At 65.9% G+C, this 24604-nt stretch carries 24 protein-coding genes and 1 pseudogene; 3 read left to right on the top strand and 22 right to left on the bottom strand.

Annotated elements, in window-relative coordinates:
* Positions 1–18: 18 nt before the first annotated feature.
* The 9 genes from H977_RS32810 to H977_RS0109225 all read right to left on the bottom strand — a co-directional run bounded on the left by H977_RS32810 (position 19) and on the right by H977_RS0109225 (position 9232).
* Complete coding sequence (locus H977_RS32810) at positions 19–1113, bottom strand: ferrochelatase (protein ID WP_051288757.1); 1095 nt, start codon at positions 1111–1113, stop codon at positions 19–21.
* 128 nt (positions 1114–1241) lie between these two features.
* The gene (gene inhA / locus H977_RS0109260) at positions 1242–2051 is read right to left on the bottom strand and encodes an NADH-dependent enoyl-ACP reductase InhA (RefSeq protein ID WP_029107596.1); all 810 of its coding nucleotides are present in this window, start codon (positions 2049–2051) and stop codon (positions 1242–1244) included.
* Between the two features lie 61 nt (positions 2052–2112).
* Positions 2113–2877 (bottom strand): 3-oxoacyl-ACP reductase FabG1, encoded by a 765-nt coding sequence (gene fabG1, locus H977_RS0109255; RefSeq protein WP_029107595.1) that lies wholly within the window; start codon positions 2875–2877, stop codon positions 2113–2115.
* Positions 2878–2975: 98 nt separating this feature from the next.
* On the bottom strand, positions 2976–3983 hold the full coding sequence (locus H977_RS0109250) for a VWA domain-containing protein (protein ID WP_029107594.1): 1008 nt from the start codon (positions 3981–3983) through the stop codon (positions 2976–2978).
* A gap of 42 nt (positions 3984–4025) precedes the next feature.
* Positions 4026–4970, bottom strand: a complete 945-nt coding sequence (locus H977_RS0109245; protein WP_029107593.1) for a DUF58 domain-containing protein — start codon at positions 4968–4970, stop codon at positions 4026–4028.
* Positions 4967–6130, bottom strand: coding sequence for a chaperone MoxR1 (moxR1, locus tag H977_RS0109240; RefSeq protein ID WP_029107592.1), 1164 nt, complete (start codon positions 6128–6130; stop codon positions 4967–4969). The genes H977_RS0109245 and moxR1 overlap by 4 nt, the downstream gene beginning before the upstream one ends.
* 138 nt (positions 6131–6268) lie before the next feature.
* On the bottom strand, positions 6269–6964 hold the full coding sequence (gene ripB / locus H977_RS0109235) for an NlpC/P60 family peptidoglycan endopeptidase RipB (protein ID WP_029107591.1): 696 nt from the start codon (positions 6962–6964) through the stop codon (positions 6269–6271).
* A gap of 10 nt (positions 6965–6974) precedes the next feature.
* On the bottom strand, positions 6975–8423 hold the full coding sequence (gene ripA, locus H977_RS0109230; protein ID WP_051288756.1) for an NlpC/P60 family peptidoglycan endopeptidase RipA: 1449 nt from the start codon (positions 8421–8423) through the stop codon (positions 6975–6977).
* A gap of 224 nt (positions 8424–8647) precedes the next feature.
* Positions 8648–9232, bottom strand: coding sequence for an Rv1476 family membrane protein (locus H977_RS0109225; RefSeq protein WP_029107589.1), 585 nt, complete (start codon positions 9230–9232; stop codon positions 8648–8650).
* A gap of 291 nt (positions 9233–9523) precedes the next feature.
* On the opposite strand from H977_RS0109225, the gene acnA reads away from it, so the two are divergent.
* Both acnA and H977_RS0109215 read left to right on the top strand, forming a co-directional pair.
* A complete protein-coding gene (acnA, locus tag H977_RS0109220; protein ID WP_029107588.1) occupies positions 9524–12352 on the top strand; it encodes an aconitate hydratase AcnA in 2829 nt (942 codons plus the stop codon).
* 68 nt (positions 12353–12420) lie between these two features.
* Positions 12421–12999 (top strand): TetR/AcrR family transcriptional regulator, encoded by a 579-nt coding sequence (locus H977_RS0109215; protein WP_029107587.1) that lies wholly within the window; start codon positions 12421–12423, stop codon positions 12997–12999.
* A 27-nt stretch (positions 13000–13026) separates the two neighbouring features.
* Here H977_RS0109215 and H977_RS0109210 read toward each other — a convergent pair whose 3' ends face one another.
* From H977_RS0109210 to H977_RS0109190, 5 genes and pseudogenes are all read right to left on the bottom strand, one after another.
* Positions 13027–13224: a helix-turn-helix domain-containing protein gene (locus H977_RS0109210; protein WP_029107586.1), complete on the bottom strand. Its 198-nt coding sequence runs from the start codon at positions 13222–13224 to the stop codon at positions 13027–13029.
* Positions 13225–13353: 129 nt separating this feature from the next.
* On the bottom strand, positions 13354–14982 hold the full coding sequence (locus tag H977_RS0109205) for an ABC-F family ATP-binding cassette domain-containing protein (protein WP_029107585.1): 1629 nt from the start codon (positions 14980–14982) through the stop codon (positions 13354–13356).
* A 124-nt stretch (positions 14983–15106) separates the two neighbouring features.
* Positions 15107–15939: pseudogene (locus H977_RS32805) on the bottom strand (enoyl-CoA hydratase).
* 18 nt (positions 15940–15957) lie between these two features.
* Complete coding sequence (gene trxA / locus H977_RS0109195; protein WP_029107584.1) at positions 15958–16332, bottom strand: thioredoxin; 375 nt, start codon at positions 16330–16332, stop codon at positions 15958–15960.
* A 106-nt stretch (positions 16333–16438) separates the two neighbouring features.
* Positions 16439–17122: a DUF8548 family protein gene (locus H977_RS0109190; protein ID WP_029107583.1), complete on the bottom strand. Its 684-nt coding sequence runs from the start codon at positions 17120–17122 to the stop codon at positions 16439–16441.
* Between the two features lie 259 nt (positions 17123–17381).
* On the opposite strand from H977_RS0109190, the gene H977_RS32800 reads away from it, so the two are divergent.
* Positions 17382–17636 carry a hypothetical protein gene (locus H977_RS32800; protein ID WP_155946572.1) on the top strand — a complete coding sequence of 85 codons (255 nt, stop codon included), beginning with the start codon at positions 17382–17384 and terminating at the stop codon, positions 17634–17636.
* A gap of 39 nt (positions 17637–17675) precedes the next feature.
* On the opposite strand, the gene H977_RS0109180 is transcribed toward H977_RS32800, so the two are convergent.
* The 8 genes from H977_RS0109180 to H977_RS32795 all read right to left on the bottom strand — a co-directional run bounded on the left by H977_RS0109180 (position 17676) and on the right by H977_RS32795 (position 24597).
* Positions 17676–18203: a hypothetical protein gene (locus H977_RS0109180; RefSeq protein WP_029107582.1), complete on the bottom strand. Its 528-nt coding sequence runs from the start codon at positions 18201–18203 to the stop codon at positions 17676–17678.
* 65 nt (positions 18204–18268) lie between these two features.
* The gene (locus H977_RS0109175) at positions 18269–18610 is read right to left on the bottom strand and encodes a metal-sulfur cluster assembly factor (RefSeq protein ID WP_029107581.1); all 342 of its coding nucleotides are present in this window, start codon (positions 18608–18610) and stop codon (positions 18269–18271) included.
* Positions 18607–19059: a Fe-S cluster assembly sulfur transfer protein SufU gene (sufU, locus tag H977_RS0109170; RefSeq protein ID WP_196808203.1), complete on the bottom strand. Its 453-nt coding sequence runs from the start codon at positions 19057–19059 to the stop codon at positions 18607–18609. The genes H977_RS0109175 and sufU overlap by 4 nt, the downstream gene beginning before the upstream one ends.
* A 2-nt stretch (positions 19060–19061) precedes the next feature.
* On the bottom strand, positions 19062–20285 hold the full coding sequence (locus H977_RS0109165; protein ID WP_036475616.1) for a cysteine desulfurase: 1224 nt from the start codon (positions 20283–20285) through the stop codon (positions 19062–19064).
* A 57-nt stretch (positions 20286–20342) separates the two neighbouring features.
* A complete protein-coding gene (gene sufC / locus H977_RS0109160; RefSeq protein ID WP_029107578.1) occupies positions 20343–21116 on the bottom strand; it encodes a Fe-S cluster assembly ATPase SufC in 774 nt (257 codons plus the stop codon).
* Complete coding sequence (gene sufD / locus H977_RS0109155) at positions 21116–22297, bottom strand: Fe-S cluster assembly protein SufD (protein WP_029107577.1); 1182 nt, start codon at positions 22295–22297, stop codon at positions 21116–21118. Before sufD ends, sufC begins: the two co-directional genes overlap by 1 nt.
* Positions 22298–23731, bottom strand: coding sequence for a Fe-S cluster assembly protein SufB (sufB, locus tag H977_RS0109150; protein ID WP_029107576.1), 1434 nt, complete (start codon positions 23729–23731; stop codon positions 22298–22300).
* Positions 23728–24597: a helix-turn-helix transcriptional regulator gene (locus H977_RS32795; RefSeq protein WP_502691151.1), complete on the bottom strand. Its 870-nt coding sequence runs from the start codon at positions 24595–24597 to the stop codon at positions 23728–23730. The genes sufB and H977_RS32795 overlap by 4 nt, the downstream gene beginning before the upstream one ends.
* Between the last annotated feature and the right edge of the window lie 7 nt (positions 24598–24604).

The following is a 24604-nucleotide window of genomic DNA, read 5'->3' as shown; positions in this document are numbered from 1 at the left end:
CCGCTGACGCTTCGAGCGTTACTGACGCGGCGAGCCGTCGGTGAGACCTCCGTCGCCCGGTCCATTGACACCACAGCAGTGTGCTGAGCAGGGTGCGCCGTTGACGCTGAATCCACAGCCAGCGACCGGGTCTGGGCCCGCCACCCGCAGCGGTGCCGCACCGGTGCGCAACTCGTCGATCAGCCCGGCGGCCAACCGCGCGAAACGCGGATCCGCATTGGGGGTACTGGCCCGCGCGAAGGCGATGCCGGCCGCCTCGGCCTGCAGACGCAACTCGTAATCGAGATCCCACACCACCTCGATGTGATCCGCCACGAACCCGATGGGGCACACGATGACCGCCCGGGTTCCCTTCTGGCCCAGAGAAGACAGGTGGTCGGCAATGTCGGGCTCCAGCCATGGAATCTGTGGTGGACCCGACCGCGACTGCCACACCTGGTCGAAGTCGTCATAACCCGCGGCGGCCGCCACCAACCGCGTCGCGTAGGCAACCTGACGGCTGTAGAGCCGCGGGCCGTGCCGCTCATCGGCGGCGATGGGCACCGAGTGCGCGGTGAAAACCAGCCGGGCCTCGCCCCGCAATTCGGCTGGCAGTGTGGCTGCCGCGGCACCGATCGCATCGGCGAACATCTCCACCAACAGCGGATGGTCGAAGTACTGGCGCAGCTTGACCAGTTCCGGTGCGCCTGCGCCGACCGCGGCCCGCGCCCGGGCGATGTCCTCCACGTACTGGGTGCAGCCGGAGTACCCGCCCCAGGCCGAGGTGGTGAAGACCGCTGCGCGCCGAATCCCGTTGTCACGCATCGTCGCAACCGTGTCTTCGACGAAAGGATCCCAGTTCCGGTTACCGAAGTAGACCGGCAGGTCCGGCAGCTGCAGACGCAGCTGCTCGATCAATGCCCGGTTGATCCCGTTGATCGGCGAAACCCCGCCGAAATGCAGATAATGCTCGGCAACATCAGCCAACCGCTCGGCCGGGATGCCACGCCCCCGGGTCACGTTCTCCAGGAACGGCATCACCTGCTCCGGCGCCTCCGGCCCCCCGAACGACAGCAACAGAACGGCGTCGAAGTCTGATTCTCTTCGCGCAAGCGGCTCATCGGCCTGCGTCATCTCGCCTCCTGTAAACCGCATAAACCGCGAAACCGCATTCCAGCAGGCTTTGTGCGGGTGCACACCTGCTGGAATGCGGTTTCGGCAGAGAACAAATCAGAACCGCCGGCTCTTCGCCCCGGCGGGCATCACAGCAGCTGGGTGCTGGCGCCGCCGTCGGCGTAGATGATGGTGCCGGTGGTGGCGGGCAGCCAATCGGACAGCAACGCACACACGGTCTTGGCGACGGGCGTCGGATCCTTCATGTTCCAGCCGACCGGCGCACGCTGATCCCAACCCTCTTCGAGCAGCCGCATCTGGTCACCGGCCTCGGCACCCAGCGCGCCACCGACGATCGCACTCATCGCCAGCGTCCGGATCGGCCCGGCGGCAACGAGATTGGAGCGTACTCCGAACGGCCCGGCCTCACGCGCGACAAAGCGGTTGACTGACTCCAGCGCACTCTTGGCCACCGTCATCCAGTTGTAGGCGGGCATCGCCCGGGTCGGGTCGAAGTCCATACCCACGATGCTGCCGCCGGGGTTCAGGACCGGCAGCGTGGCCTTGGCCAGTGAAGCGTACGAGTAGGCCGAGATGTGGATGCCCTTGGCGACGTCCTCGTACGGGGCGTCGAAGAACGGGTTGACGCCCATCCCGGTCTGCGGCATGAAGCCGATGGAGTGCACCACGCCGTCGAGCTTGTTGCCCTCGCCGATCGCTTCGGTGATGCGGCCGGCCAACGAACCGAGGTGCTCCTCGTTCTGCACGTCGAGTTCCAGCAGCGGGGCCGGCTTGGGCAGCCGGTCGGCGATGCGCTGGATCAGCTTCATCCGGTCGAACCCGGTGAGCACCAGCTCGGCGCCGGCCTCCTGGGCCTGCTTGGCGATGTGGAACGCAATCGACGAGTCCGTGATGATCCCGGTGACCAGAATGCGCTTGCCTTCGAGCAAACCTGACATTGTCCTGACTCCTACTTCGGTGAAAAGTTGAGCGAAAGTTCTTGTGATCCAGATCGTTTGGTCAGTGACCCATGCCCATGCCACCGTCCACCGGGATCACCGCACCGGCGATATAGCCGGCATCCTCGGAGGCCAGGAAGCTGACCGCTCCGGCGACCTCTTCGGCGGTGCCCACCCGTTTGGCCGGGATGAATTCCAGGGCACCGGCCTGAATCCGCTCATCCAGTGCACGCGTCATCTCGGTGTCGATGTAGCCGGGCGCCACGACGTTGGCGGTGACACCGGCCTTCGACAACTCCCGGGAGATCGAGCGGGCCATGCCGATCAGACCGGCCTTGGCAGCCGCGTAGTTGGCCTGGTTGCCGATGCCCCACATCCCGGAGACCGAGCCGATGAAGATGATCCGGCCGAAACGCTTGCGCTGCATGCTGCGCGAGGCCCGCTGGGCCACCCGGAACGCCCCGGTCAGGTTCGCGTTGATGACGTTCTCGAACCGCTCCTCGGTCATCCGCATGAGGAACGCGTCCTGGGAGATCCCGGCGTTGGACACCACGACCTCGACCGGACCCTGGTGCTCCTCGACCTCTTTGAATGCCCGGTCGACGGCGTCGTTGTCGGTGACGTCGCACACGACGCCGAACAGGCCCTCGGGCGCCCCGGATCCGCGATGGGTGACGGCCACCTTGTGCCCGTCGGCGGCCAGGCGCTGTGCGATGGCCAGGCCGATCCCCCGGTTTCCACCGGTGACCAGTACGGAACGGGAAACGAAAGCGGGTCGGCCGCCGGGTTCGGTGGTGGCGGTCTCGGAGACAACAGCGTCACTCATGCCCGCCAACTTAACGTGTGAGCCATGGATCGCCGAAATCGACACCAGGGCTGTTGTACGTGCGAATTCACAACCATGACGTAGATCTCGACGTCGGCTCAACCAGGCAGTCTGCGGTTGATCATCAGAGCCGCGACACCTGCCACCGCCAGCACCAACGCACCGAGCCGCAACCAGCCCAGGCTGGCGTCACCCTTGATGGTCTCGTACCCGATCTGCTGCTGCAGCGAGGTGAACACCTGCTTGAGCTGTTCGAGGCTGGACGCCGTGAAGGCGTCACCGCCGGAGAGCTTGGCGATCCTGCCGAGCATCTCGTCGTCGACCGGTACCGGCTGACGCTGATCGTTGATCTCGACGTAGCCGTACGGCGTACCGAAGGACACCGTGGAGATCGGCACACCCTGGTCCTTGGCGGTGCGCGCCGCGGTGTACGCGCCCTTGGGGTTGTCGGGGTTGGACGGCACGGTCTCCTTGCCGTCCGACATCAGCACGATGCGTGCGGGCGGCTTTTCGTCACCGCCGCCGATCACCGCGCCGACTGTGGCGATCGCCTGCAGAGCCGTGAAGATGCCCTCACCGGTGGCGGTCCGGTCGGCCAACTGAAGCTTGTCCAGGCCGTTCTTGGTCGCCTCGCGGTTGGTCGTCGGCTGCACCATGACGGTCGCCGTCCCGGCGTAGGCGATCAGACCCAGGTTGATGCCCGGGGTGAGCTGGTCGGCGAACTGCTTGGCGGCTTCCTGCGCGGCAGCCAACCGGCTCGGCGCGACGTCGGTGGCACGCATCGATTGCGACACGTCGATCACCAGCATCACCACCGCGCGGTTGCGGGGAATCCGCACATCATGGGTGGGTCCGGCCATCGCCACCGTCAACAGCACGAGCGATACCGCCAGCAGAGCCGCAGGCAGGTGCCGCCAGCGGGTGGGCTGCTTGGGCGCCACACTCTCGAGCAGCTCCATGTTGGCGAACCGCAGGATCCGCTGCTTACGCGCGCGCTGCACGATGACGTAGTACGCCACCAAGGCCAGCACTACGAAGAGGAACAGGAACCACCACGCGTGGGCGAAGCCCGTCAGGCTCATCGGACCGAGAATCGGTAATGTCATGTGCTAGAAGTCATTTCGGTTGGTTGCTGATCAAGCGTTCATCTACCGGCCGGCCAGGGCGCCGCGCCGCCGATTCGCCACGAACCGCACCACATCGGCGATCCAGTCCCGGTCGGTGCGCAGACTCAACAACGGTGCATCGCAACGCCGCAACGTGCGGGCCACTTCTTCGCGATGAGCCGTCGCCGCCCGCTCGAAGTCACTGCGGAGCTGCTCGTCGATGGTGAACTCGCGGGTGACACCGGTCTCGGTGTCCTGCAGCACCACGTCGCCCACGGCAGGCAGCTCGACGTCGCGCGGATCCAGCACCTCGATGCCGAGCACCTCGTGCCTTCCGGCGATCGCCCGCAAGGGGCGCATCCAGTTGACCGGTCCGAGGAAGTCGCTGATGATCACCGCCATGCCGCGGCGGCGCTCGGGACGGCGCAGGGCGTCGATCGCCGCGGCCAGGTCACCGCGGACCCCGGTCGGGGCCTTGGGCATCGTGGCGATGGCCCGCAGCATCTCCTGCTCGTGAACCCGGCCGGACAGCGCGGGCACCCGCCGCACCGACTCACCGTTGGCGATGATCGCGCCGATCCGGTTGCCACCACCGCTGTTGAGGAACGTGATCGCCGCAGCGGCGGCCACCGCGAGATCGCGCTTCTCGCAACCAGTGGTGCCGAAGTCGAGACTGGCGGACATGTCGACCACCAGCCAGGTCTCCAGCTCACGGTCGGCGATCATCTGCCGCACATGGGGCGTCATCGTCCGCGCCGTCACCGACCAGTCCATCCGGCGCACATCGTCGCCGGGCTGGTAGATCCGCGAGTCCCCCGGCTCCGATCCCGGGCCTGGGATCAGTCCGAGGTGATCGCCGTGGAGCACGCCGTCGAGCTTGCGCCGCACCGTCAGCTCAAGCTTGCGTAACGCCGCCGTCAACGCCGGGTCCCGAATCTCGCCGCGCTTCAGCGACGGTAGGTCGACGGTGCGTCGGGAAGTGGTCACCGACCACCGGCCGCGCCAGCCGCGGCAGGAACGGCGGGCGGAACCGAATGCCCTTGCTGCGGAAGTGCATTCACCTGAGGCAGGGCGACTGTCTGCAGGATGCGGTTGACGACGGTCTCCGCCGAGACTTCATCGGCCAACGCGTCGTAGGTCAGCACGAGGCGGTGCCGCAGCACGTCGGGGATCACCTCTACGACATCTTGCGGGACCACGTAGTCACGGCCACGCACCAATGCGAGCGCGCGGGCCGCCGAGATGATGCCCAGGGACGCACGCGGCGAAGCACCGTAGGCGATCCATGCCTTGGCGTCGGGCATACCGAACTTCTCGGGCTCGCGCGTCGCGGTGACGATCCGGACCACGTAATCCACCAGCGCGTGATGCACGAAGGTGTTGGCCGCGAGTTCCTGCAGCCGCAACAGGTCGCCGGTGTCGAGGATCTGCTTGGGCTCCGGAGGCTTGACACCCATCCGGTAGATGATCTCGCGCTCTTCCTCCGGCGTCGGGTAGTCGACGTTGAGCTTGAACAGGAAGCGGTCGCGCTGCGCCTCCGGGAGGGCGTAGACGCCCTCCTGCTCGATCGGGTTCTGGGTGGCCATCACCAGGAACGGGCTCGGCAGCGGGAACGTCTTGCCGCCGATGGAGATCTTGCGCTCGGCCATCACCTCGAGCAGGGCCGACTGAACCTTGGCAGGCGCACGGTTGATCTCGTCGGCGAGCAGGAAGTTGACCACGACGGGGCCGAGCTCGATGTCGAAGTCTTCCTTGCCCTGGCGGTAGATGCGGGTACCGATGATGTCGGTGGGCACCAGGTCGGGCGTGAACTGGATGCGGGCGAACGTGCCGCCCACGACCTTGGCGAACGTCTCGACGGCCAGGGTCTTGGCCACACCGGGCACGCCTTCGAGCAGCACATGGCCCTTGGCCAGAAGTCCGACGAGCATGCGCTCGACGAGCTGGTCCTGACCGACGATGATCCGCTTGACCTCGAAGATGGCGCGTTCCAGGGTGTGCACCTCAGCCTGCAGACTGCCGTTGGTCGCTCCTTGCGGAGCTGCCGGCGCGGCATGGGATCCGGTTGATCCGGGCGGGAAGCCCGGCGCCGGGCTCGAGCCGGGATAACCTCCGGCGCCCTGCGGCGGTCCACTCGGTGACGTCATCAACTTCCTCCCACGGTGTTCGACTACTACAAACGCTTGGTTTTGCTTTTTGCGCTATCGGGCAATCGGATGCCCGTCGTCAACTATTCCAGGCACTTCGAGATCCGTCGACGCTGGCCGGAAGAGTTCAGCTTCCCCTCAGGATTCGATGATGCGGGCCGCGTAGGGCTGGATGCCTGCGGTACGGACCGGACTGACCGTCACTTTTTCGGCACTTCCCGACGCCTCAAGCATCTTGCCGCCGCCTAGGTACATCGCCACGTGCTGGCTGCCACCCGGGCCCCAGAACAGGAGGTCACCGCGCTTGGCCTGGGCCACCGGCACCTTGCGGCCGGTGTTGTACTGATCTCCGGAGTACTTGGGGATCTGCACTCCGACCCCGGCGAACGCGTACCGCGTGAGGCCCGAGCAGTCGTAGCCCACCTTGCCGGCGTCGTAGTCCACGCCGGGGCCCGGACCGGTCAGCGTGCCACCGCCCCACGAGTAAGGCACACCCATCTGGGAACCGCCGCGCTTGATCGCGTATTCGATGGCCTGTGGGCCCCGGACCCGACCTCCGGGGAATGTCCCGGCAGCCGACTTGGGCGCCAGCCCGATGGTCTGCAGGAACTGCTGACCGAGATTCTGTGTGGTCTGCAAAGCGATCTGGCTGACCTGGAACGAGGCATTCGCGATTGCCACCGGGTCGCCGGGCGCCCCGGAACTGACGATCTTCGGGAGGGTGGGATCCCACTGCCCCTCGTCAGGCGCGGCATTGGCCGGCGTCACCAGACTGATCGCCGCAAACGCAGTCGCGGCGATCAGGATCAGGCACCGTAAGACGAAGGAGCGCAAGGTATTCCCATCAGTATTCGATGTAGCGGACGACGTACGGGGTCATACCGCTGGTGCGGACCGGCGAGATCTTGACCTGTGAACCCGTGTAGGGCGCTTCGAGCATCTGGCCGTTGCCGAGGTAGAGCGTCACGTGCTGGCTGCCCCCGGGGCCGTAGAAGATCACATCGCCGCGGCGCATCTGCGATGACGGGATCTTGCGGCCTGCGTTGTACTGCGAGCCCGAATAGTGCGGCAACTTGATGCCGACGCCGGCGAACGCGTAGAGGATCAGGCCCGAGCAGTCGAAACCGACCGTGTTGGCACCGGAATCGATGCCACGACTCGGGCCGGCGGCGTTGCCACCGCCCCATGAATACGGAACGCCCATCTGGGAACCGGCGCGCTGGATGACGTATTCGGATGCCTGCCGTCCGTACACCCGGGGAATGGCCCCGTTGGTGTAGCCCGTCGGCGTGGGCAGGATGCCCATCTTCTGGAGGAACTGGCGTCCCATGTTCTGGGTCACCTGCGCCGAGGTCGACGAGATCCCGAGGACCGTGTTGATGATCGCGATCGGGTCGCCGCTGACGAATGCGCTCGGGATCGCCGGAAGCGTGGGATCCCATGCGGTGTCCCACTTCTGGCCCGCCTGGGCAGGCGCCGACGGCGCCCGGTCCCAGTCCCCCGCCGCGGCCTGCGGCGGCTGCCCCTGGGGCGGTGCGGGTGGGGTAATCGACGCCGAGGCCTTGTTCACCTGGGCGAGTTGAGCCTGGGCCGACGCCCGCTCAGCGGTCAGCCGGTTCAGCTCACCTTGCTGGGCACCGAATGTCTGCTGCGCCTGCTGCAGCGCTGCGACGGCGCCGTCCTGACTTGTCTGAGCTTTGACGGTGGCCTGGTCGGCGTTCTGCTTGGCCAGCCGCGCCGCCGACTCGCGGTTGACCTGCTCGATACGGGCGCGCTGCAGATCGGCGATCACCTTCTCACTGCTGGCCGCGAGCGTCTGCCCGGTGGCGGCGGTTTTGACGATGTCGCCCGGGTCGGACCCTGTCAGATACGAGCCGGAGGGTCCGCTGACATACGTGGCCGCGGCGAACGTATCGAACCGCTTCTGCGCCTGGGTGATGGCGTTGTTGGCGTCGGCGATGCCCTGTTGGCTGGCCTCGACCTCCTGTTGCGCGGTGGCGGCCGCGTCGCGGGCGTCCTGCACCTCGACGATCGCCTTGTTGACGGCTTCCTGTTGAGTCTGGATGGCAGCGCCCAGCTCCTGCAGCTTCTGGTCGGCGTTGGCCACCGCGGCGACGAGCGTTGCGACCTGATCGGGTGCCGCCGGATCCGCCGCGGCCGGGACGCCGCCCGACAAAGCCGTGGCCAACAGCATCGCCGCGGTCAGCGGCACCGCCCAGAACCGGCCGCGCAGAGGCGACGCCGCTCCGGGCTCTGCTCCTCGCCTGCGCGGGACGCCAACGGTGCGTCTCATTCGACTCAAGTCTCCTATGGCTCAACGCCGGCGTACCGGCGTTTGCTCGGGGCCTTTGCACAGAAGTCACATCAAGCACAACTGCAACAATGGGTACCGATTGCACCGTACGTCACATCTGTAGCCAAAGAAACTTTAGTCACGAATTACAGGAATGTAATTGCGAATAGTGTGACCAATTAGTGATATTGGACGAAATTCCGAACGAATGTTCGACGGGTTTTTCAGGCCTCAGCAGCGGAGGCGCTCACGGCCTCTGACCCGGCAATTCGTTTGCTGCGCACCTGCAGAACACGAGTCAGCGCAGCCGCCGCGGCGACACCGAGCGTGAGCACAATCGTGAGTGCGGTCCAGGGAAAGTCGGGGGTCGAAATCTCCCCGACGAAATTCTTCGCCGACAGCACCGGATTACCGGTCTTGGCCACGTCCTGACCGGCTTCCAAAGTCACCCGGTCGATCGTCGGACTGTACGTCCCGGCGAACGAAGGGCTCAGCGCGAGCACGGTCGCACCGGGGTTGGCCTGACCGACCTCACTGGCGATATCACGCAGCGGCGTATCGATACCGGGGTTATGCGGCAGCACCACGATCTTGAGGTCGACCCCGCCCTGGCGGGCATCGCTGACAACCTGTCGCAGAGCCTCGACATCGGTGTCGGGTGCGCTCACCCCGTCGTCGCGAACATCCGCCTGCACGGCCGCCATGCACTTGGCGACTCCGTCGGGTTGTCCCGGATCGATCCCGACGGAGTCGCACACCTCGACCGGGATATAGGCCGGCAGGAACGGAATGACATGGGGTCCGGTCACGCCAGGCACGGTACGCCGCGTCGCTCCCCGCCTGCGAGGCGACACGGAAATCGTCACCGCATCGACCGTCGATCGTCATGCCGGGGTGACGATCGGGCCCAGGTGCCGCGCCGGCGGGACGAGCCGCACTGAGGGCATCGGATCACACCGATCAGCCCGGCGGGGTAGCAACCAGAACGCGACAAGGGAAGACTGGACCCCGGCCCACCAGGCTATGCAGGACAAGCGTACTGTTAACATCGGAACGCCGCCGACACAGCCCGTCGGCGCGAGATCGAGCCGGGAGTTGATGTGAGCAGCGAGAATACGGAAAATTCGTCCCTTAACTCATTTGGTGCCCGCGACACACTGACTGTCGGGGATCAAAGCTACGAGATCTACCGCCTGGACGCGGTGCCCGGTACCGAAAAGCTGCCCTACAGCCTCAAGGTGCTCGCGGAAAACCTGTTGCGCACCGAAGACGGTGCCAACATCACCAAGGATCACATCCAGGCCATCGCCAACTGGGATCCCTCGGCCGAGCCGAGCACCGAGATCCAGTTCACCCCGGCCCGCGTGCTGATGCAGGACTTCACCGGTGTGCCGTGCATCGTCGACCTGGCCACGATGCGCGAGGCAGTGGCCGCCCTCGGCGGCGACCCGAACAAGGTCAACCCACTCTCCCCCGCCGAGATGGTCATCGACCACTCCGTCATCCTCGACGTCTTCGGCAACGCCGGCGCCTTCGAGCGCAACGTCGAACTCGAATACGAGCGCAACTCCGAGCGTTACCAGTTCCTGCGCTGGGGCCAGGGCGCGTTCGACGACTTCAAGGTCGTCCCCCCGGGCACCGGCATCGTGCACCAGGTCAACATCGAATATCTGGCCCGGGTGGTGTTCGAGCGCGATGGGATGGCCTACCCGGACACGTGTGTGGGCACCGACAGCCACACCACCATGGAGAACGGCCTGGGCGTGCTGGGCTGGGGCGTCGGCGGTATCGAGGCCGAGGCCGCCATGCTGGGCCAGCCCGTCTCGATGCTCATTCCCCGCGTCGTCGGCTTCAAGCTGACCGGTGAGATCAAGCCCGGTGTCACCGCCACCGACGTCGTGCTCACCGTCACCGACATGCTGCGCAAGCACGGCGTGGTCGGCAAGTTCGTCGAGTTCTACGGCAATGGCGTGGCCGAGGTGCCGCTGGCCAACCGCGCCACGCTGGGCAACATGAGCCCCGAATTCGGTTCCACCGCAGCGATCTTCCCGATCGACGAAGAGACCATCAACTACCTGCGGCTGACCGGGCGCAGCGAGCAGCAACTGGCGCTCGTCGAGGCGTACGCCAAGACGCAGGGCATGTGGCACAACCCGGACAAGGAGCCGGCCTTCTCCGAGTACCTGGAGCTGGACCTGTCCACCGTGGTGCCGTCGATCTCCGGTCCGAAGCGCCCGCAGGACCGCATCGAGCTGTCGGATGCCAAGAACGCGTTCCGCAAGGACATCCACAACTACGTCGAGGAGAACCTGCCGACGCCGGAGACCAAGCTCGACGAGGCGGTCGACGAGTCCTTCCCTGCCAGCGACTCGGTCTCCCTGTCGTTCGCCGACGACGGCGCGGTCGACGCCCGTCCGTCTGCCGCCAACGGCGCGGAGGGCCGGCCGTCGAAGCCGATCACCGTGCACTCCGAGGAGCGCGGCGACTTCGTCCTCGACCATGGCGCGGTCGTCGTCGCCGGCATCACCTCCTGCACCAACACCTCCAACCCGTCGGTCATGCTCGGCGCGGCGCTGCTGGCGAAGAAGGCCGTCGAGAAGGGCCTGACCAGCAAGCCGTGGGTCAAGACCAACATGGCGCCGGGCTCGCAGGTCGTCACCGACTACTACAACAAGGCCAACCTGTGGCCGTACCTGGAGAAGCTGGGTTACTACCTGGGCGGCTACGGCTGCACCACCTGCATCGGCAACACCGGCCCGCTGCCCGACGAGATCTCGGCGGCCATCAACGACAACGACCTGTCGGTGACCGCGGTCCTCTCCGGTAACCGCAACTTCGAGGGCCGCATCTCCCCCGACGTCAAGATGAACTACCTGGCGTCCCCGCCGCTGGTGATCGCCTACGGCATCGCGGGCACCATGGACTTCGATTTCGAATCCGATCCGCTGGGCCAGGATTCCGACGGCAATGACGTGTTCCTCAAGGACATCTGGCCGACGGCCCAGGAGATCGAGGAGACCATCGCGTCCTCGATCAGCCGGGAGATGTTCACCGACTCCTACGCTGACGTGTTCAAGGGCGACGACCGCTGGCGTTCGCTGTCCACGCCGGAGGGCAACACCTTCGAGTGGGACGACGCGTCGACCTACGTGCGCAAGGCCCCGTACTTCGACGGCATGCCCGCCGAGCCGCAGCCGGTCACGGACATCAAGGGCGCCAGAGTCCTTGCCCTGCTGGGTGATTCGGTGACCACCGATCACATCAGCCCGGCCGGTTCGATCAAGCCCGGCACCCCGGCCGCGCAGTACCTCGATGCCAATGGCGTCGAGCGCAAGGACTACAACTCGCTGGGTTCGCGCCGTGGCAACCACGAGGTGATGATCCGCGGCACCTTTGCCAACATCCGCCTCAAGAACCAGCTCCTCGACGACGTCTCCGGTGGATACACCCGCGACTTCACCCAGGATGGTGGACCGCAGGCGTTCATCTACGACGCGTCGGTCAACTACAAGGAGGCCGGCATCCCGCTGGTCGTCCTGGGCGGCAAGGAGTACGGGTCGGGCTCGTCGCGCGACTGGGCGGCCAAGGGCACGGTGCTGCTCGGCGTCAAGGCCGTCATCACCGAATCCTTCGAGCGCATCCACCGGTCGAACCTGATCGGCATGGGCGTCATCCCGCTTCAGTTCCCGGCCGGCGAATCGGCCGCGAGCCTCAAGCTGGACGGCACCGAGGTCTACGACATCACCGGTATCGAGGCGCTCAACGAGGGCAAGACGCCGAAGACGGTCCACGTCACCGCGACCAAGGACAATGGTTCCAAGGTGGAGTTCGACGCCGTGGTCCGCATCGACACCCCCGGCGAGGCCGACTACTACCGCAACGGCGGCATCCTGCAGTACGTGCTGCGTAACATGCTGAAGTCGAAGTAGTCCCGATCAGATACATCGAAGCGGAGAAGGTACCGCCCACGAGCGCTTGCGCAAGGAGTGTGTGTTAAGTGCCGCGGGTAACGGACGACCATCTCGCCGCCAGGCGCCGTCAGATTCTCGACGGCGCCAGGCGCTGCTTCGGTCAGTACGGGTATGAGAGTGCGACCGTGCGGCGGCTCGAAGAAACCATCGGGCTGTCGCGCGGCGCAATCTTTCACCACTTCAAGGACAAGGACACCTTGTTCTTCGAACTCGCCCGCGAGGATGCGGAGCGGATGGCGGAAGTGGCCGCCCGCGAGGGACTGATCCAGGTGATGCGAAACATGCTCGCCGCGCCCGAGCAGTTCGACTGGCTGGCCACCCGGCTGGAGATCGCCCGAAAGTTACGCAACGATCCAGCCTTTCACCGAGGCTGGGCCGAACGGTCGGCCGAGTTGGACGCCGCCATCACCGAACGGCTACGGCGCCAGAAGCAGGCCGGGCGGCTCCGCGACGACGTGCCGAGCGCGGTCCTGCACATCTATCTGGATCTGGTCCTCGACGGTCTGGTAGCCCGGATCGCCTCCGGCGAGGACCCGAAGAACCTCACCGCGGTGCTGGACCTCGTCGAGGACAGTGTGCGCCAGCAGACGCCGTCGGACAGCTGAATTCCGCTGTCACACAGCGGTTCCGCTTCACGCCCTGACCCGCGTGCGGTGGTTGGGGCCGCCGCGGCTGCGCATCGTCGTTCCCGACTCACGCAGCAAGCTGTGGATCGAGCCATAGGAACGTCCGGTCGCAGCCACAAGCGAACGGATGCTCGCACCTCCCTCGTATGCCTTGCGAAGTTCAGCCAGCAGTTGGCCGCGATCCTTGTTGTTCGTTTCCCTCATGAACATCTCCCCGCTTGTGATGTCCCGACGGGTACCCACAGTAGAAACCACACACACGCCCATGGGCCGATTTGTCCAACGTCTTATATTGACGCTCTCGAAGATGCGGTGGTTCTTGGGATTTCGCGGTCAGGCGAGCTCGATGAGATCCCGATATTCAGTGGACCAGAAGTCCTCGGTGCCATCAGGGAGCAGCACGACCCGCTGCGGATCGAGGGCTTCGGCCGCCCCCGGATCGTGGGTGACGAGCACCACCGCACCCTGATAGCTGCGCAGCGCATCGAGGACCTGCTCGCGTGAGGCCGGGTCGAGGTTGTTGGTCGGCTCGTCCAGCAACAACACATTGGCAGTCGACGCAACGAGACCGGCCAGCGCCAATCGCGTCTTCTCACCGCCGGACAGTGTGCCGGCAGGCTGCTCCAGCTGCGGGCCGGTGAACATGAACGCGCCCAACAGACCTCGAAGATCCTGCTCGCCGGTATCCGGCGCGGCGTGGCGGATGTTCTCCCACACGGTCGCGTCGTTGTCGAGAGTGTCGTGCTCCTGGGCGAAATAGCCGATCTTGCAGCCGTGCCCAGGTTCCAGCGCTCCGGCGTCCGCCGTCTCCGCGCCTGCGAGCAATCGCAACAGGGTCGTCTTGCCCGCACCGTTGAGGCCGAGCACCACCACCCGCGAACCGCGATCGATGGCCAGATCGACCCCGGTGAAAATCTCCAGAGATCCGTAGGTCTTCGTCAGCCCTTTGGCCACCAGTGGGGTCTTCCCACAGGGCGCCGGTGTGGGGAACTTGATTCGGGCCACCTTGTCGGCCACGCGCTCGGCATCGAGTTCAGCGATCATCCGCTCGGCCCGGCGCAACATGTTCTGAGCCGCAACAGCTTTGGTGGCCTTGGCGCCCATCTTGGCGGCCTGGGCCCGCAAGGCCCCTGCCTTCTTCTCGGCATTGGCGCGTTCGCGGCGACGACGCTGTTCGTCGGTGGCGCGCGCATCCAGATACTTCTGCCAGCCCATGTTGTATACGTCGGCCTCGCCGCGTACCGCGTCCAGGAACCACACCCGGTTGACGACCTCGGCGAGCAGATCCACATCGTGACTGATGACGACGAGGCCACCGGTGTGGTTGTGCAGGAAGTCGCGGAGCCAGCCGATCGAGTCGGCATCGAGGTGGTTGGTGGGCTCGTCCAGCAGCAACGTGGTGGCCGACCCGGAACCGGTGTCGCTCGCCGCGAACAGGATGCGGGCCAACTCCACCCGGCGGCGCTGACCACCCGACAGGGTCCGCAGCGGCTGGGTCAACACCCGGTCGGGTAGGCCGAGGCTCGCACAGATCCGCCCGGCCTCGCTCTCGGCGGCATACCCGCCGAGCGCCGAGAACCTCTCCTCCAATACGCCGTAGCGGCGTACCGCCTTGTCGCGGGCGGCATCGTCGGCCACTTCGGCCATCAACGCCTGCTGCTTCTCCAAGTCGGCCAGCAACGCATCCAGGCCGCGCGCCGACAGCACGCGATCGCGAGCCAGCACATCGAGGTTGCCTTCACGAGGATCCTGCGGCAGGTAGCCGACCTCACCCGTCCGCGAGATGGAGCCCGCGTACGGCTCGCCCTCTCCCGCCAGGATGCGCATGGTGGTGGTCTTGCCTGCGCCGTTGCGTCCGACCAGACCGATCCGATCGCCAGGCTGCACCCGCAACGCAGAGCCCTCGATGGACAGCAGCGTGCGCGCGCCGGCGCGGACCTCCAGGTCCGTTGCGGTGATCACGCTGCGGTCCTCCTAGGTTGTCGTCATTACTTCTCGTGGTGCAGGTCGGCTCCTCGCGCTAGCGCTCGTCGGTGCCGGTCGGCTCCTCGCGCTAGCGCTCGTCGGTGCCGGTCGGCTCCTCGCGCTAGCGCTCGTCGGAAAATTCCGGGGGGCGCTTCTCCGCGCGCGCGGCAACCGCTTCCTCAAAGTTTGCGGTGAGCAGGCGCACAAAGAGTTGCCCCAGGCCTTCGGCCTGCATGTGCCCCTCCAGGCTAGCGGCGTCCAGTCCACTCCAAAGTGTGCGCTTGGTCAACTCAATACCCGGCCGCGAGAACGCCGCCATGCGGTCTGCCATCGAATAGCAGGTGTCCAGGAGCGCCTCCTGGGCCACCACGCTGGGGACACCAGACCGATGCGCTCCGCCTCCTGAGCGTCGACGTCGCGGCCGGTCAACATGATGTCGAACGCGCGTGACGAGCCGATGGCGCGCGGCAGCAGGTAGGACAAGCCCAGCTCACTGGCGGTAAGCCCGTTGTTGATCCCCGCCGCGCGGAAGTAGGCGCCCTCTGCGGCCACCCGCACGTCACAGGCCAGCGCCAGGCACAGGCCGCCGCCGATGGCCGCGCCGTTCACGGCGGCGATCACCGGTTGATGCAGCCGCCGTAGGGCGAGAATCACATCGTCGAGGATCTCCATCGACCGCAGCGCGTAGATGGGCCTGGTCAGGCCCGCCACGTGCGGCACCGATCCGGCCGACTTGTGATCCGCGCCGGACGAGAATCCTCGCCCGGCCCCGGTCAGCACCACGACCCGCACGCTGTTGTCGTAGCGCAACTCTTCCAGGACGCCCTTGAGCGGAACCATGACGTCGAACGCCATCGAGTTCATCCGCTCGGGACGGTTGAGGGTCACCAGGGCCACGTCCGGGCGGGAACGGTCGACCAGGACGAATTCGTTCTGCGCAGTCACGGACAGCACGCTATCGCGTGCCGGGCGTCAGACCTGTTCGGCGTCGTCCTGGGAGGCCTGCTCTTTCATGGCCGCGTCGATGTCGAAGTCCTTGATCTTCTGAACCAGGTCCTCCAGAGCCGCCGGCGGCAGAGCACCGGCCTGGTTGAACACCAGCTTGCCCTTCTTGAACGCCATCAGGGTCGGGATGGACCGGATGTCAGCCGCGGCGGCAAGGCCCTGCTCGGCCTCGGTGTCCACCTTGGCGAAGATGACGTCGGGGTGCTGCTCGGAAGCGGCCTTGAACGTCGGCGCGAACGCACGACACGGTCCGCACCACGACGCCCAGAAGTCCACCAGCACGATGTCATTGCCGTTGACGATGTCGTTGAACTGGTCTGCGGTGATGTCCTGCGTAGTCACACTCTTCCTAACGTCGGGGCTTGACGGCCTGTTCCCACCATATTTCAGCGCCGGGGGCCCTCGTGCAGCCCGGACTCCGATTTACTCACCGCGAGTTTGTGCCGAATCAGGCAGATGACGGCAGATCACGGCGCCGGCCCGACTCGAATCGCCAGATGGCGGTGTGCAGGGCGCTCAGATCCCAGCCTGCGGTGTCCGACACAGCACACAGCAGTGCGGCGGGGTCATCCGTGCCGACCTCACGGACCACATAACCGGCCACCGCAGCGTCGATGCCGACTTCGGGTAACTGCGCGAGAAGCACCAGATACGTCCAGGTGAAGCCCGACCGTTGCCCGGGCACCCCGCACCACGCCGCTCTGGCCTGCCCGCAACGCTCGTCGTCCCGGGCAACGGTGCGCAGGTCCGAGGTGGTCTCGATACCCAGGTCGATGAGTGCCTGGGCGGCTTGGGCCAGCGCGACTGCCCGCAGCGGCGCATTCTTTGCGGTAGAGGTAGGACGCCGATTGCCGATCGACGATGCCCAGGGTTCCGGGCCGCCGAACTCGTGGACGCTTGCCAGAAGTTCGGTGGCACCGTCGGTGTCGGCGTCGCCTCCTTGACCTGCCCGATGGCCGCGGTAACGCTCCACCACTTTCTCGACGGTCAGGTGACGTGCTCCGGTGACGTAGATCGCGTCAATGATGCACAGCGCCAATGAGTTCGGATAAGCCGTCGGCTCTGGCCAGGCCGTCGGATCGCCGAGGTCACGCTCGCAGGCCATGCGCAGTTGCTCGATTTCGGTGTTCATGGCGATGCCTTCCCTTCAGTGAGACCCCTGTGGTCCCACTGCCGGCGAAGCTAATGCCGGAGCCCGACAGGATCGGCGTGAGATCGCCCCCGAATCGGGGTTTATCCACAGGCTCAAGGGGGTTCGGAGTCCATCCCCATGGGTACTCGAGGAACGTTGCCGATGAGGGCTGTGGGCATTTGCCTGCCGGTCCGGTGCAACACCGCCGGTCGGATCGGATCCGGCGGTCACCATTCACACTGCGCCTGAGGAGGTGCCGATGTCCAAACCACTGTTGTTCGTCACTCAGATCCTGGCCGCGGGCGGCGCCGCCGGTGCCGTCGCTCTCGGACCCGCTGCGGCGGCCGCCGAGCCGTCGCCGCCGTGCACCGGGACCGCCACCGCCACGGTGTGCCAGAGCCCTGGTAATGCCAGCGTCGTGGTGTCACCGCCGGAGCAGTCACACGGCGGCAACGGCCAGACTCCGCAGAACGGGCCATACGGTCCGTCAGGCGATAATCCGCCCGTGGGCTAAACCGGGAAGTGGGCCGCCGTCTACCGACGGCGGCCCGCGTCACGGGACGGATTGGTCGATGCGGGCCAGTAAATGGGCCTGGCGCTTTGGCCACCAAACCAACTCCATGACCAGTGCTGCCAAATAGACAGCCGAGACCACAGCATTGCCGACAGATCCGAAGACGGCGTCCCACAACGCGCTTGCCGCGGCAATGATGAGCACCGCGGGTAACAGCCACCGGAAGGGGCGGGCCGATTCTGCGGCCTCATGGACGCCCCGTCGGTAATCGCGGGCGGCCTCGACCAGGCGGGGGTCGTCGATCCGTTCACCGGCGCGAGCGGCGCGCACCACCGCCACCCGGTCGGTGCCGGACAATTGCGCAGCCATGGGCCAGTACCGCGCCATCCGGCGGGCCATCCATATGCCCGAGAACGCTCCTACGATGACGAGCACAACCATGCCCGAAATCCAGAATCCGGAATCCAGCCAGGAAAGCAGACCCAGCACCAAACCCATTGCTGCGCCGACGACCAGCGCCCTTCCCACGAAGCCGCTCCGCCAGATGAACGCCGGAACTGTCAGCATGAGCACTCACGGTATCGACCGCAGGCGGAATTGCTGCCGAATCGGCGGCAGGAAGGGATGTGCCTTTAGACGGTGAAACCGAGCGCGCGAAGCTGTTCGCGGCCATCGTCCGTGATCTTGTCCGGGCCCCACGGCGGGTTCCACACCCAGTTGATCTTGATCTCGTTCACCAGACCGGCGCCCACCAACGCTGTCCGCGACTGATCCTCGATCACATCGGTCAGCGGACAGGCCGCCGAGGTGAGTGTCATGTCGATCAGTGCGACCGAACCTTCATCGCCCTGTTCGACGTTGAGTCCGTACACCAGACCGAGATCGACGACGTTGATGCCCAGCTCGGGGTCCACCACGTCGCGCATGGCCTCCTCGACGTCGGCGAGCAGTTCGTCGGAAGTGGTCTCGCTCATCGCTTGTCCTCCACGTCATCGCTGGCCTGCACCAGCGCGTCTTTAAAAGCCATCCAACCGAGCAGCGCGCACTTCACGCGTGCGGGGTACTTGGCGACCCCGGCGAATGCGATGCCGTCACCCAGTACATCTTCGTCCCCCTCGACGTTGCCGCGTGAGGAAATCATCTCGGTGAAAGCCTCGACCGTCTTGACTGCATCGCCGACACTCTGGCCGGTGACCTGGTCGGTGAGCACCGAAGTGGCGGCCTGGCTGATGGAACAGCCCTGCCCGTCATACGAGATGTCGGCCACAGTTTCGCCGTCGTCGGAGAGCGTGACCCGCAGCGTCACCTCGTCCCCACAGGTCGGGTTTACGTGATGCACTTCGGCGGCGAACGGCTCCCGCAGTCCGCGGTTGTGTGGATGCTTGTAGTGATCCAGGATCACTTCCTGGTACATCTGTTCCATTTTCACGAGAAGAACTCCACAGCGCGTTCGATGCCGGCCACCAGACGGTCGACCTCGTCGAGCGTGTTGTACACCGCGAAGGACGCGCGAGCCGTGGCGGCAATCCCGAAACGACGGTGCAGCGGCCAGGCGCAGTGGTGCCCGACGCGTACCGCGACGCCCTCGTCGTCGAGCACCTGCCCGACGTCGTGGGCGTGGATCCCGTCGACCACGAAGCTCACCGGAGAACCACGGTGCTCCATCGTCGTCGGTCCGATGATGCGCACTTGGGGCACATCGGCCAATCCACTCAACGTGGCCGCAACCAGCTCGGCTTCGTGCGCTTCCACCGTGTCCATGCCGATATCGCTCAAATACCGTGCCGCCGCCGCCAATCCGACCACCTGCGAGGTCATCGGGGTGCCCGCCTCGAAGCGCTGCGGGGCGGGCGCGTAGGTGGTCCGCTCCATCGTGACGGTCTCGATCATGGAACCGCCCGTGAGGAAGGGAGGCGCGGCGGACAAGATGGCGCGGCGACCGTAGAGCACACCGATGCCGGTCGGGCCGAGCATCTTGTGGCCTGAGAACGCCGCGAAATCGACATCGAGAGCGTGAAAGTCCACCGGCTGGTGCGGCACCGACTGGCAGGCGTCCAGCACAGTAAGCGCTCCGACCGCCTTGGCCCGCGACACCAGCTCGTCCACCGGGGCCACCGCGCCCGTGACGTTCGAATGATGGCTGAAAGCCACCACTTTCACGCGGTCGTCGAGCTCCAGTGAATCCAGGTCTATCCGACCGTCGTCGGTGACGCCGTACCAGCGCAGCGTCGCACCGGTGCGTTGCGCGAGTTCCTGCCACGGGATCAGGTTCGCGTGGTGTTCCAGCTCGGTGGTGACGATGACGTCGCCGGGGCCGACGGCGTGCTCGAACCGCTTGTCCCCCAGCACATAGGCGACGAGGTTGATCGACTCGGTGGCATTCTTGGTGAACACCAACTCATCGGTTTCGGCACCGACGAACGCCGCGATATCGGCGCGGCCCTGCTCGTAGGCGTCGGTGGCCTCTTCCATCAGCTGATGCGCACCGCGGTGCACGGCGCCGTTGGAGGTGGTCAGGAACTGCCGTTCGGCATCGAGCACCTGTAGCGGCTTCTGCGACGTGGCCCCGGAATCCAGGTACGCCAACTGCTTTCCGCCGCGCATGACCCGGCTCAGAATCGGGAAGTCCGCCCTGACCTCAGCCAGCACGGTGGGATTGAAAGTCCGTGCGACGGTCACCGTTTTGCTCCTCGCGTCCGCGCTATGTCAGGCTCCGACCGCCTGCGTGAAGCGCTCATATCCGTTTTCTTCGAGCTCGTCGGCCAGCTCCGGCCCGCCCGATTGCACGATGCGTCCGCCCACGAACACATGCACGAACTGCGGCTGGATGTAGCGCAGGATCCGGGTGTAGTGGGTGATGAGGAGGACGCCGCCATGCTCGGCTTCGGCGTAGCGGTTGACGCCCTCGCTGACGATGCGCAGCGCATCGACGTCCAGACCCGAGTCGGTCTCGTCGAGGATCGCGATCTTCGGCTTGAGCAGGCCCAGCTGCAGGATCTCGTGGCGCTTCTTCTCGCCACCGGAGAAGCCCTCGTTGACGCTGCGCTCACCGAACGCCGGATCGATGTCCAGCTCGTCCATCGCGGCCTTGACTTCCTTGACCCAGTGGCGCAGCTTCGGCGCCTCGCCACGCACCGCGGTCGCCGCAGTGCGCAGGAAGTTCGACATCGAAACGCCAGGCACCTCGACGGGGTACTGCATGGCCAGGAACAGGCCGGCGCGCGCCCGCTCGTCGATGCTCATCTCGAGGACGTCCTGTCCGTCGAGGGTGATCGAGCCGGAGGTGACGGTGTACTTGGGGTGCCCGGCGATCGCGTAGGACAGCGTGGACTTGCCGGAGCCGTTGGGGCCCATGACCGCGTGGGTCTCCCCCGACTTCACCGTGAGGTCGACGCCCTTCAAGATCGGGATCTCGGTGTTCTCAGCGCCTTCGGTGGCGTTGACCGAGACGTGCAGGTCCTTGATTTCCAGAGTGGTCATTATTGCGATGCTTTCGATTCGGTGATGGCAAGTTCTCTTTCGATGGCTGCGGTCAGGCGCTCACGCACCTCGGGGACAGCGATCTTGCCGATGATTTCGTTGAAGAATCCGCGCACGACCAGGCGCCGGGCCTGATCCTCGGGGATGCCGCGGGCGCGCAGGTAGAACAGCTGCTCGTCGTCGAAACGCCCAGTGGCGCTGGCGTGTCCGGCGCCCACGATCTCGCCGGTCTCGATTTCGAGGTTGGGTACCGAATCGGCGCGGGCGCCGTCGGTGAGCACCAGGTTGCGGTTCACCTCGAAGGTGTCGGTGCCCGTGGCCTCGGCCCGGATCAACACGTCGCCGATCCACACCGTGTGCGCATCGGGCTTCTTGGAATCCGGATCCCCTTGCAGGGCACCCTTGTAGAGCACGTCGGACTTGCAGTGCGGCTGGGCGTGATCGACCAGCAGCCGCGACTCGAAGAATTGGCCGTCGTCGGCGAAGTAGGTGCCGAGCATCTTGGCGTCACCGCCGGGGCCGGTGAACCGCACGGTGGCCGAAGTCCGCACCACATCGCCCCCGAGGGTGACGTTGACGTGTCCGAGCACCGCGTCCTTGCCCAGCTTGGCGTGGTGGGCGCTGACGTGAACCATGTCGTCGGCCCAGTCGGCGATCCAGATCAAACCGAGCCCGGCCGAATCACCGACGATGATCTCGACGTTGTCGGCGTAGGTTCCGCTGCCCCGCAGATCGACCACCACGATGGCGCGTGAGAGCTCTTCCACGCGGATCTGCAGGTGCCCGTAACCGACGGTGTCCGTACCGGGGCCTTCGACCACGATCTCGATGGGCTCGGCCACCTCGGTATCACGCTTGACCGTGACCACAGTCGCCGTCTCGAATGACGAGAAAGCCTGGGCGGCAACGCGATCGGCGGGCACGCCGGCCTCACCGAGCCGCTTGTCGTCACGACCGACGGTCTCCACCGTCACGCCGGGCCGCTCGGTCACGGTGATGCCGGCGCTGCCGTTCGCGACAGCCGAGCCGTCGTGCAGGCCACGCAGCCGCTTGAGCGGGGTGAACCGCCACAGCTCGTCGCGGCCGCCGGGCACCTCGAAGGCGTTGACGTCGAAGGATGCGAACAGCTCGCCCTTATTAGTCACGATGCCCTCGACCGCTTGGGTGAGATTCTGTGTCACTTAACCGACCGCGCCTTCCATCTGCAGCTCGATCAGCCGGTTCAGCTCGAGCGCGTATTCCATGGGCAGTTCCTTGGCGATGGGCTCGACGAAGCCGCGCACCACCATCGCCATGGCCTCGTCCTCGGTCAGGCCGCGGCTCATCAGGTAGAACAGCTGATCCGCGCTGACCTTGGACACCGTGGCCTCGTGTCCCATCGTGACGTCGTCCTCGCGGATGTCGACGTACGGGTAGGTGTCCGAGCGGCTGATCGTATCGACCAGCAGCGCATCGCATTTCACACTGGACCGCGATCCGTGTGCGCCCTTGTTGACCTGGACCAGGCCACGGTAGGACGCGCGGCCGCCGCCGCGTGCCACCGACTTGGAGACGATGTTGGACGACGTGTGCGGGGCCAGGTGCAGCATCTTGGCGCCGGTGTCCTGGTGCTGGCCCTCGCCGGCGAACGCCACCGAGAGCACCTCACCCTTGGCGTGCTCACCGGTCATCCAGACAGCCGGGTACTTCATGGTGACCTTCGAGCCGATGTTGCCGTCGATCCACTCCATGGTGGCGCCGGCCTCGGCCCGGGCCCGCTTGGTGACCAGGTTGTAGACGTTGTTCGACCAGTTTTGGATCGTGGTGTAGCGCACCCGGGCACCGGGCTTGACGACAATCTCGACCACTGCGGAGTGCAGCGAATCCGACTTGTAGATCGGTGCGGTGCAGCCCTCGACGTAGTGCACGTAGGAGCCCTCGTCGGCGATGATCAGCGTGCGCTCGAACTGGCCCATGTTCTCGGTGTTGATCCGGAAGTAGGCCTGCAGCGGGATGTCGACGTGCACGCCCGGCGGCACGTAGATGAACGAACCACCCGACCACACCGCGGTGTTCAGCGCGGAGAACTTGTTGTCACCGGCCGGGATCACGGTGCCGAAGTACTGCTTGAAGATCTCCGGGTGTTCCTTCAGCGCGGTGTCGGTGTCCAGGAAGATGACGCCCTGAGCCTCCAGGTCCTCGCGGATCTGGTGGTAGACGACCTCCGACTCGTACTGCGCGGCAACGCCGGACACCAGCCGCTGCTTCTCGGCCTCGGGGATGCCGAGCTTGTCGTACGTGTTCTTGATGTCGGCCGGCAGGTCATCCCACGTCGCGGCCTGCTTCTCGGTGGAGCGCACGAAGTACTTGATGTTGTCGAAGTGGATGCCCTCGAGGTTCGAACCCCAGTTCGGCATCGGCTTCTTGTCGAACGTGCGCAACGCCTTCAATCGAATGTCGAGCATCCATTCGGGCTCGCTCTTCTTCGCCGAGATGTCACGCACGACAGCCTCGGACAGACCACGCTGCGCGCTGGCACCGGCGGCGTCAGAGTCCGACCAGCCGTAGCCGTACTTGCCCAGCGAGGCGATCGTCTCTTCCTGGGTGAGTGGTGCTGCTTCGGGGATGGTCGTCATGTCGACGCTCCTTGGTTGGTCGCTGCGGTTTGGTTGAGCGCTGTGGTTTTGTGGATCACCGTGGTCGTCCGGGAGTGAGCTGTGTCCCGAACATCTGTTGCGCTGTCGTTGTCGAGTGGAACGTGGGTGGTGCAAGCGCAGTCACCGTTCACGATGGTGGCCAGCCGCTGCACGTGGGTCCCGAGAATCTCGGCGAATGCCTCGCTCTCCGTCTCGCACAGCTCCGGGAATTCCTCCGCGACGTGCGAGATCGGACAGTGGTGCTGGCAGATCTGCACACCGTGGAGCGGTCCGCTCACCGGTGCCGTGGTGGTCGCATAACCAGCCTTGGTCAGCGCGTCCGCCACCCGGTCGGCAGTCTGTGCAACGTCATCGGACCCCTGGGTTACTCCCGCCAGGATGGTGTCGATGCGACGCCGGGCGAACGTCCGCACGGCATCCTTGCCGCCGATCTCGCGCAGCTGCCGAATCGCAGCGACCGCGAGATCGTCGTAGGTGTGGCCCAGCTTGGCGCGCCCCGCAGCCGTCAAGCGGTAGCGCTTGGCCGGCCGTCCCCGGCCGTTGTGCTGCCACGCCGCGGCCGCGCTGGCCTGCGCGTCACCCGCCTCGATGAGGGCGTCGAGGTGACGCCGCACGCCGGCAGCCGAGATGCCGAGCCGGTCGCCGATCTGGCCGGCCGTGATGGGACCCTCGAGCAATAGATGGATGATCGCGCCGCGAGTGTGCCCGTCCGACGCCGGCACTACATCGTTGACCGGCTTCGGCACACTGGCCGAAGCAGGGCTCGAAACCGAGCCCGCAGTCTCCCGACGTATTTTCACAACACCATTGTGACGGAATTCCCCGCAGGGTTCTAGCAAGGGCACCCTTACG

It is taken from the genome of Mycobacterium sp. URHD0025 (genome assembly GCF_000426065.1).
Taxonomy (GTDB): Bacteria; Actinomycetota; Actinomycetes; order Mycobacteriales; family Mycobacteriaceae; genus Mycobacterium.
The sequence above is the reverse complement of the archived record's forward strand: the minus strand, read 5'-3'. Positions and strand labels throughout refer to the sequence as shown.

Coding starts and splice junctions, on each gene's coding strand:
- H977_RS32810 (WP_051288757.1), bottom strand. CDS start 1,113: ATGACGCAGGCCGATGAGCCGCTTGCGCGAAGAGAATCAGACTTCGAC.
- inhA (WP_029107596.1), bottom strand. CDS start 2,051: ATGTCAGGTTTGCTCGAAGGCAAGCGCATTCTGGTCACCGGGATCATC.
- fabG1 (WP_029107595.1), bottom strand. CDS start 2,877: ATGAGTGACGCTGTTGTCTCCGAGACCGCCACCACCGAACCCGGCGGC.
- H977_RS0109250 (WP_029107594.1), bottom strand. CDS start 3,983: ATGACATTACCGATTCTCGGTCCGATGAGCCTGACGGGCTTCGCCCAC.
- moxR1 (WP_029107592.1), bottom strand. CDS start 6,130: ATGACGTCACCGAGTGGACCGCCGCAGGGCGCCGGAGGTTATCCCGGC.
- ripA (WP_051288756.1), bottom strand. CDS start 8,423: ATGAGACGCACCGTTGGCGTCCCGCGCAGGCGAGGAGCAGAGCCCGGA.
- H977_RS0109210 (WP_029107586.1), bottom strand. CDS start 13,224: ATGAGGGAAACGAACAACAAGGATCGCGGCCAACTGCTGGCTGAACTT.
- H977_RS0109190 (WP_029107583.1), bottom strand. CDS start 17,122: ATGAACACCGAAATCGAGCAACTGCGCATGGCCTGCGAGCGTGACCTC.
- H977_RS32800 (WP_155946572.1), top strand. CDS start 17,382: ATGTCCAAACCACTGTTGTTCGTCACTCAGATCCTGGCCGCGGGCGGC.
- H977_RS0109180 (WP_029107582.1), bottom strand. CDS start 18,203: ATGCTGACAGTTCCGGCGTTCATCTGGCGGAGCGGCTTCGTGGGAAGG.
- H977_RS0109175 (WP_029107581.1), bottom strand. CDS start 18,610: ATGAGCGAGACCACTTCCGACGAACTGCTCGCCGACGTCGAGGAGGCC.
- sufU (WP_196808203.1), bottom strand. CDS start 19,059: ATGGAACAGATGTACCAGGAAGTGATCCTGGATCACTACAAGCATCCA.
- sufC (WP_029107578.1), bottom strand. CDS start 21,116: ATGACCACTCTGGAAATCAAGGACCTGCACGTCTCGGTCAACGCCACC.
- sufB (WP_029107576.1), bottom strand. CDS start 23,731: ATGACGACCATCCCCGAAGCAGCACCACTCACCCAGGAAGAGACGATC.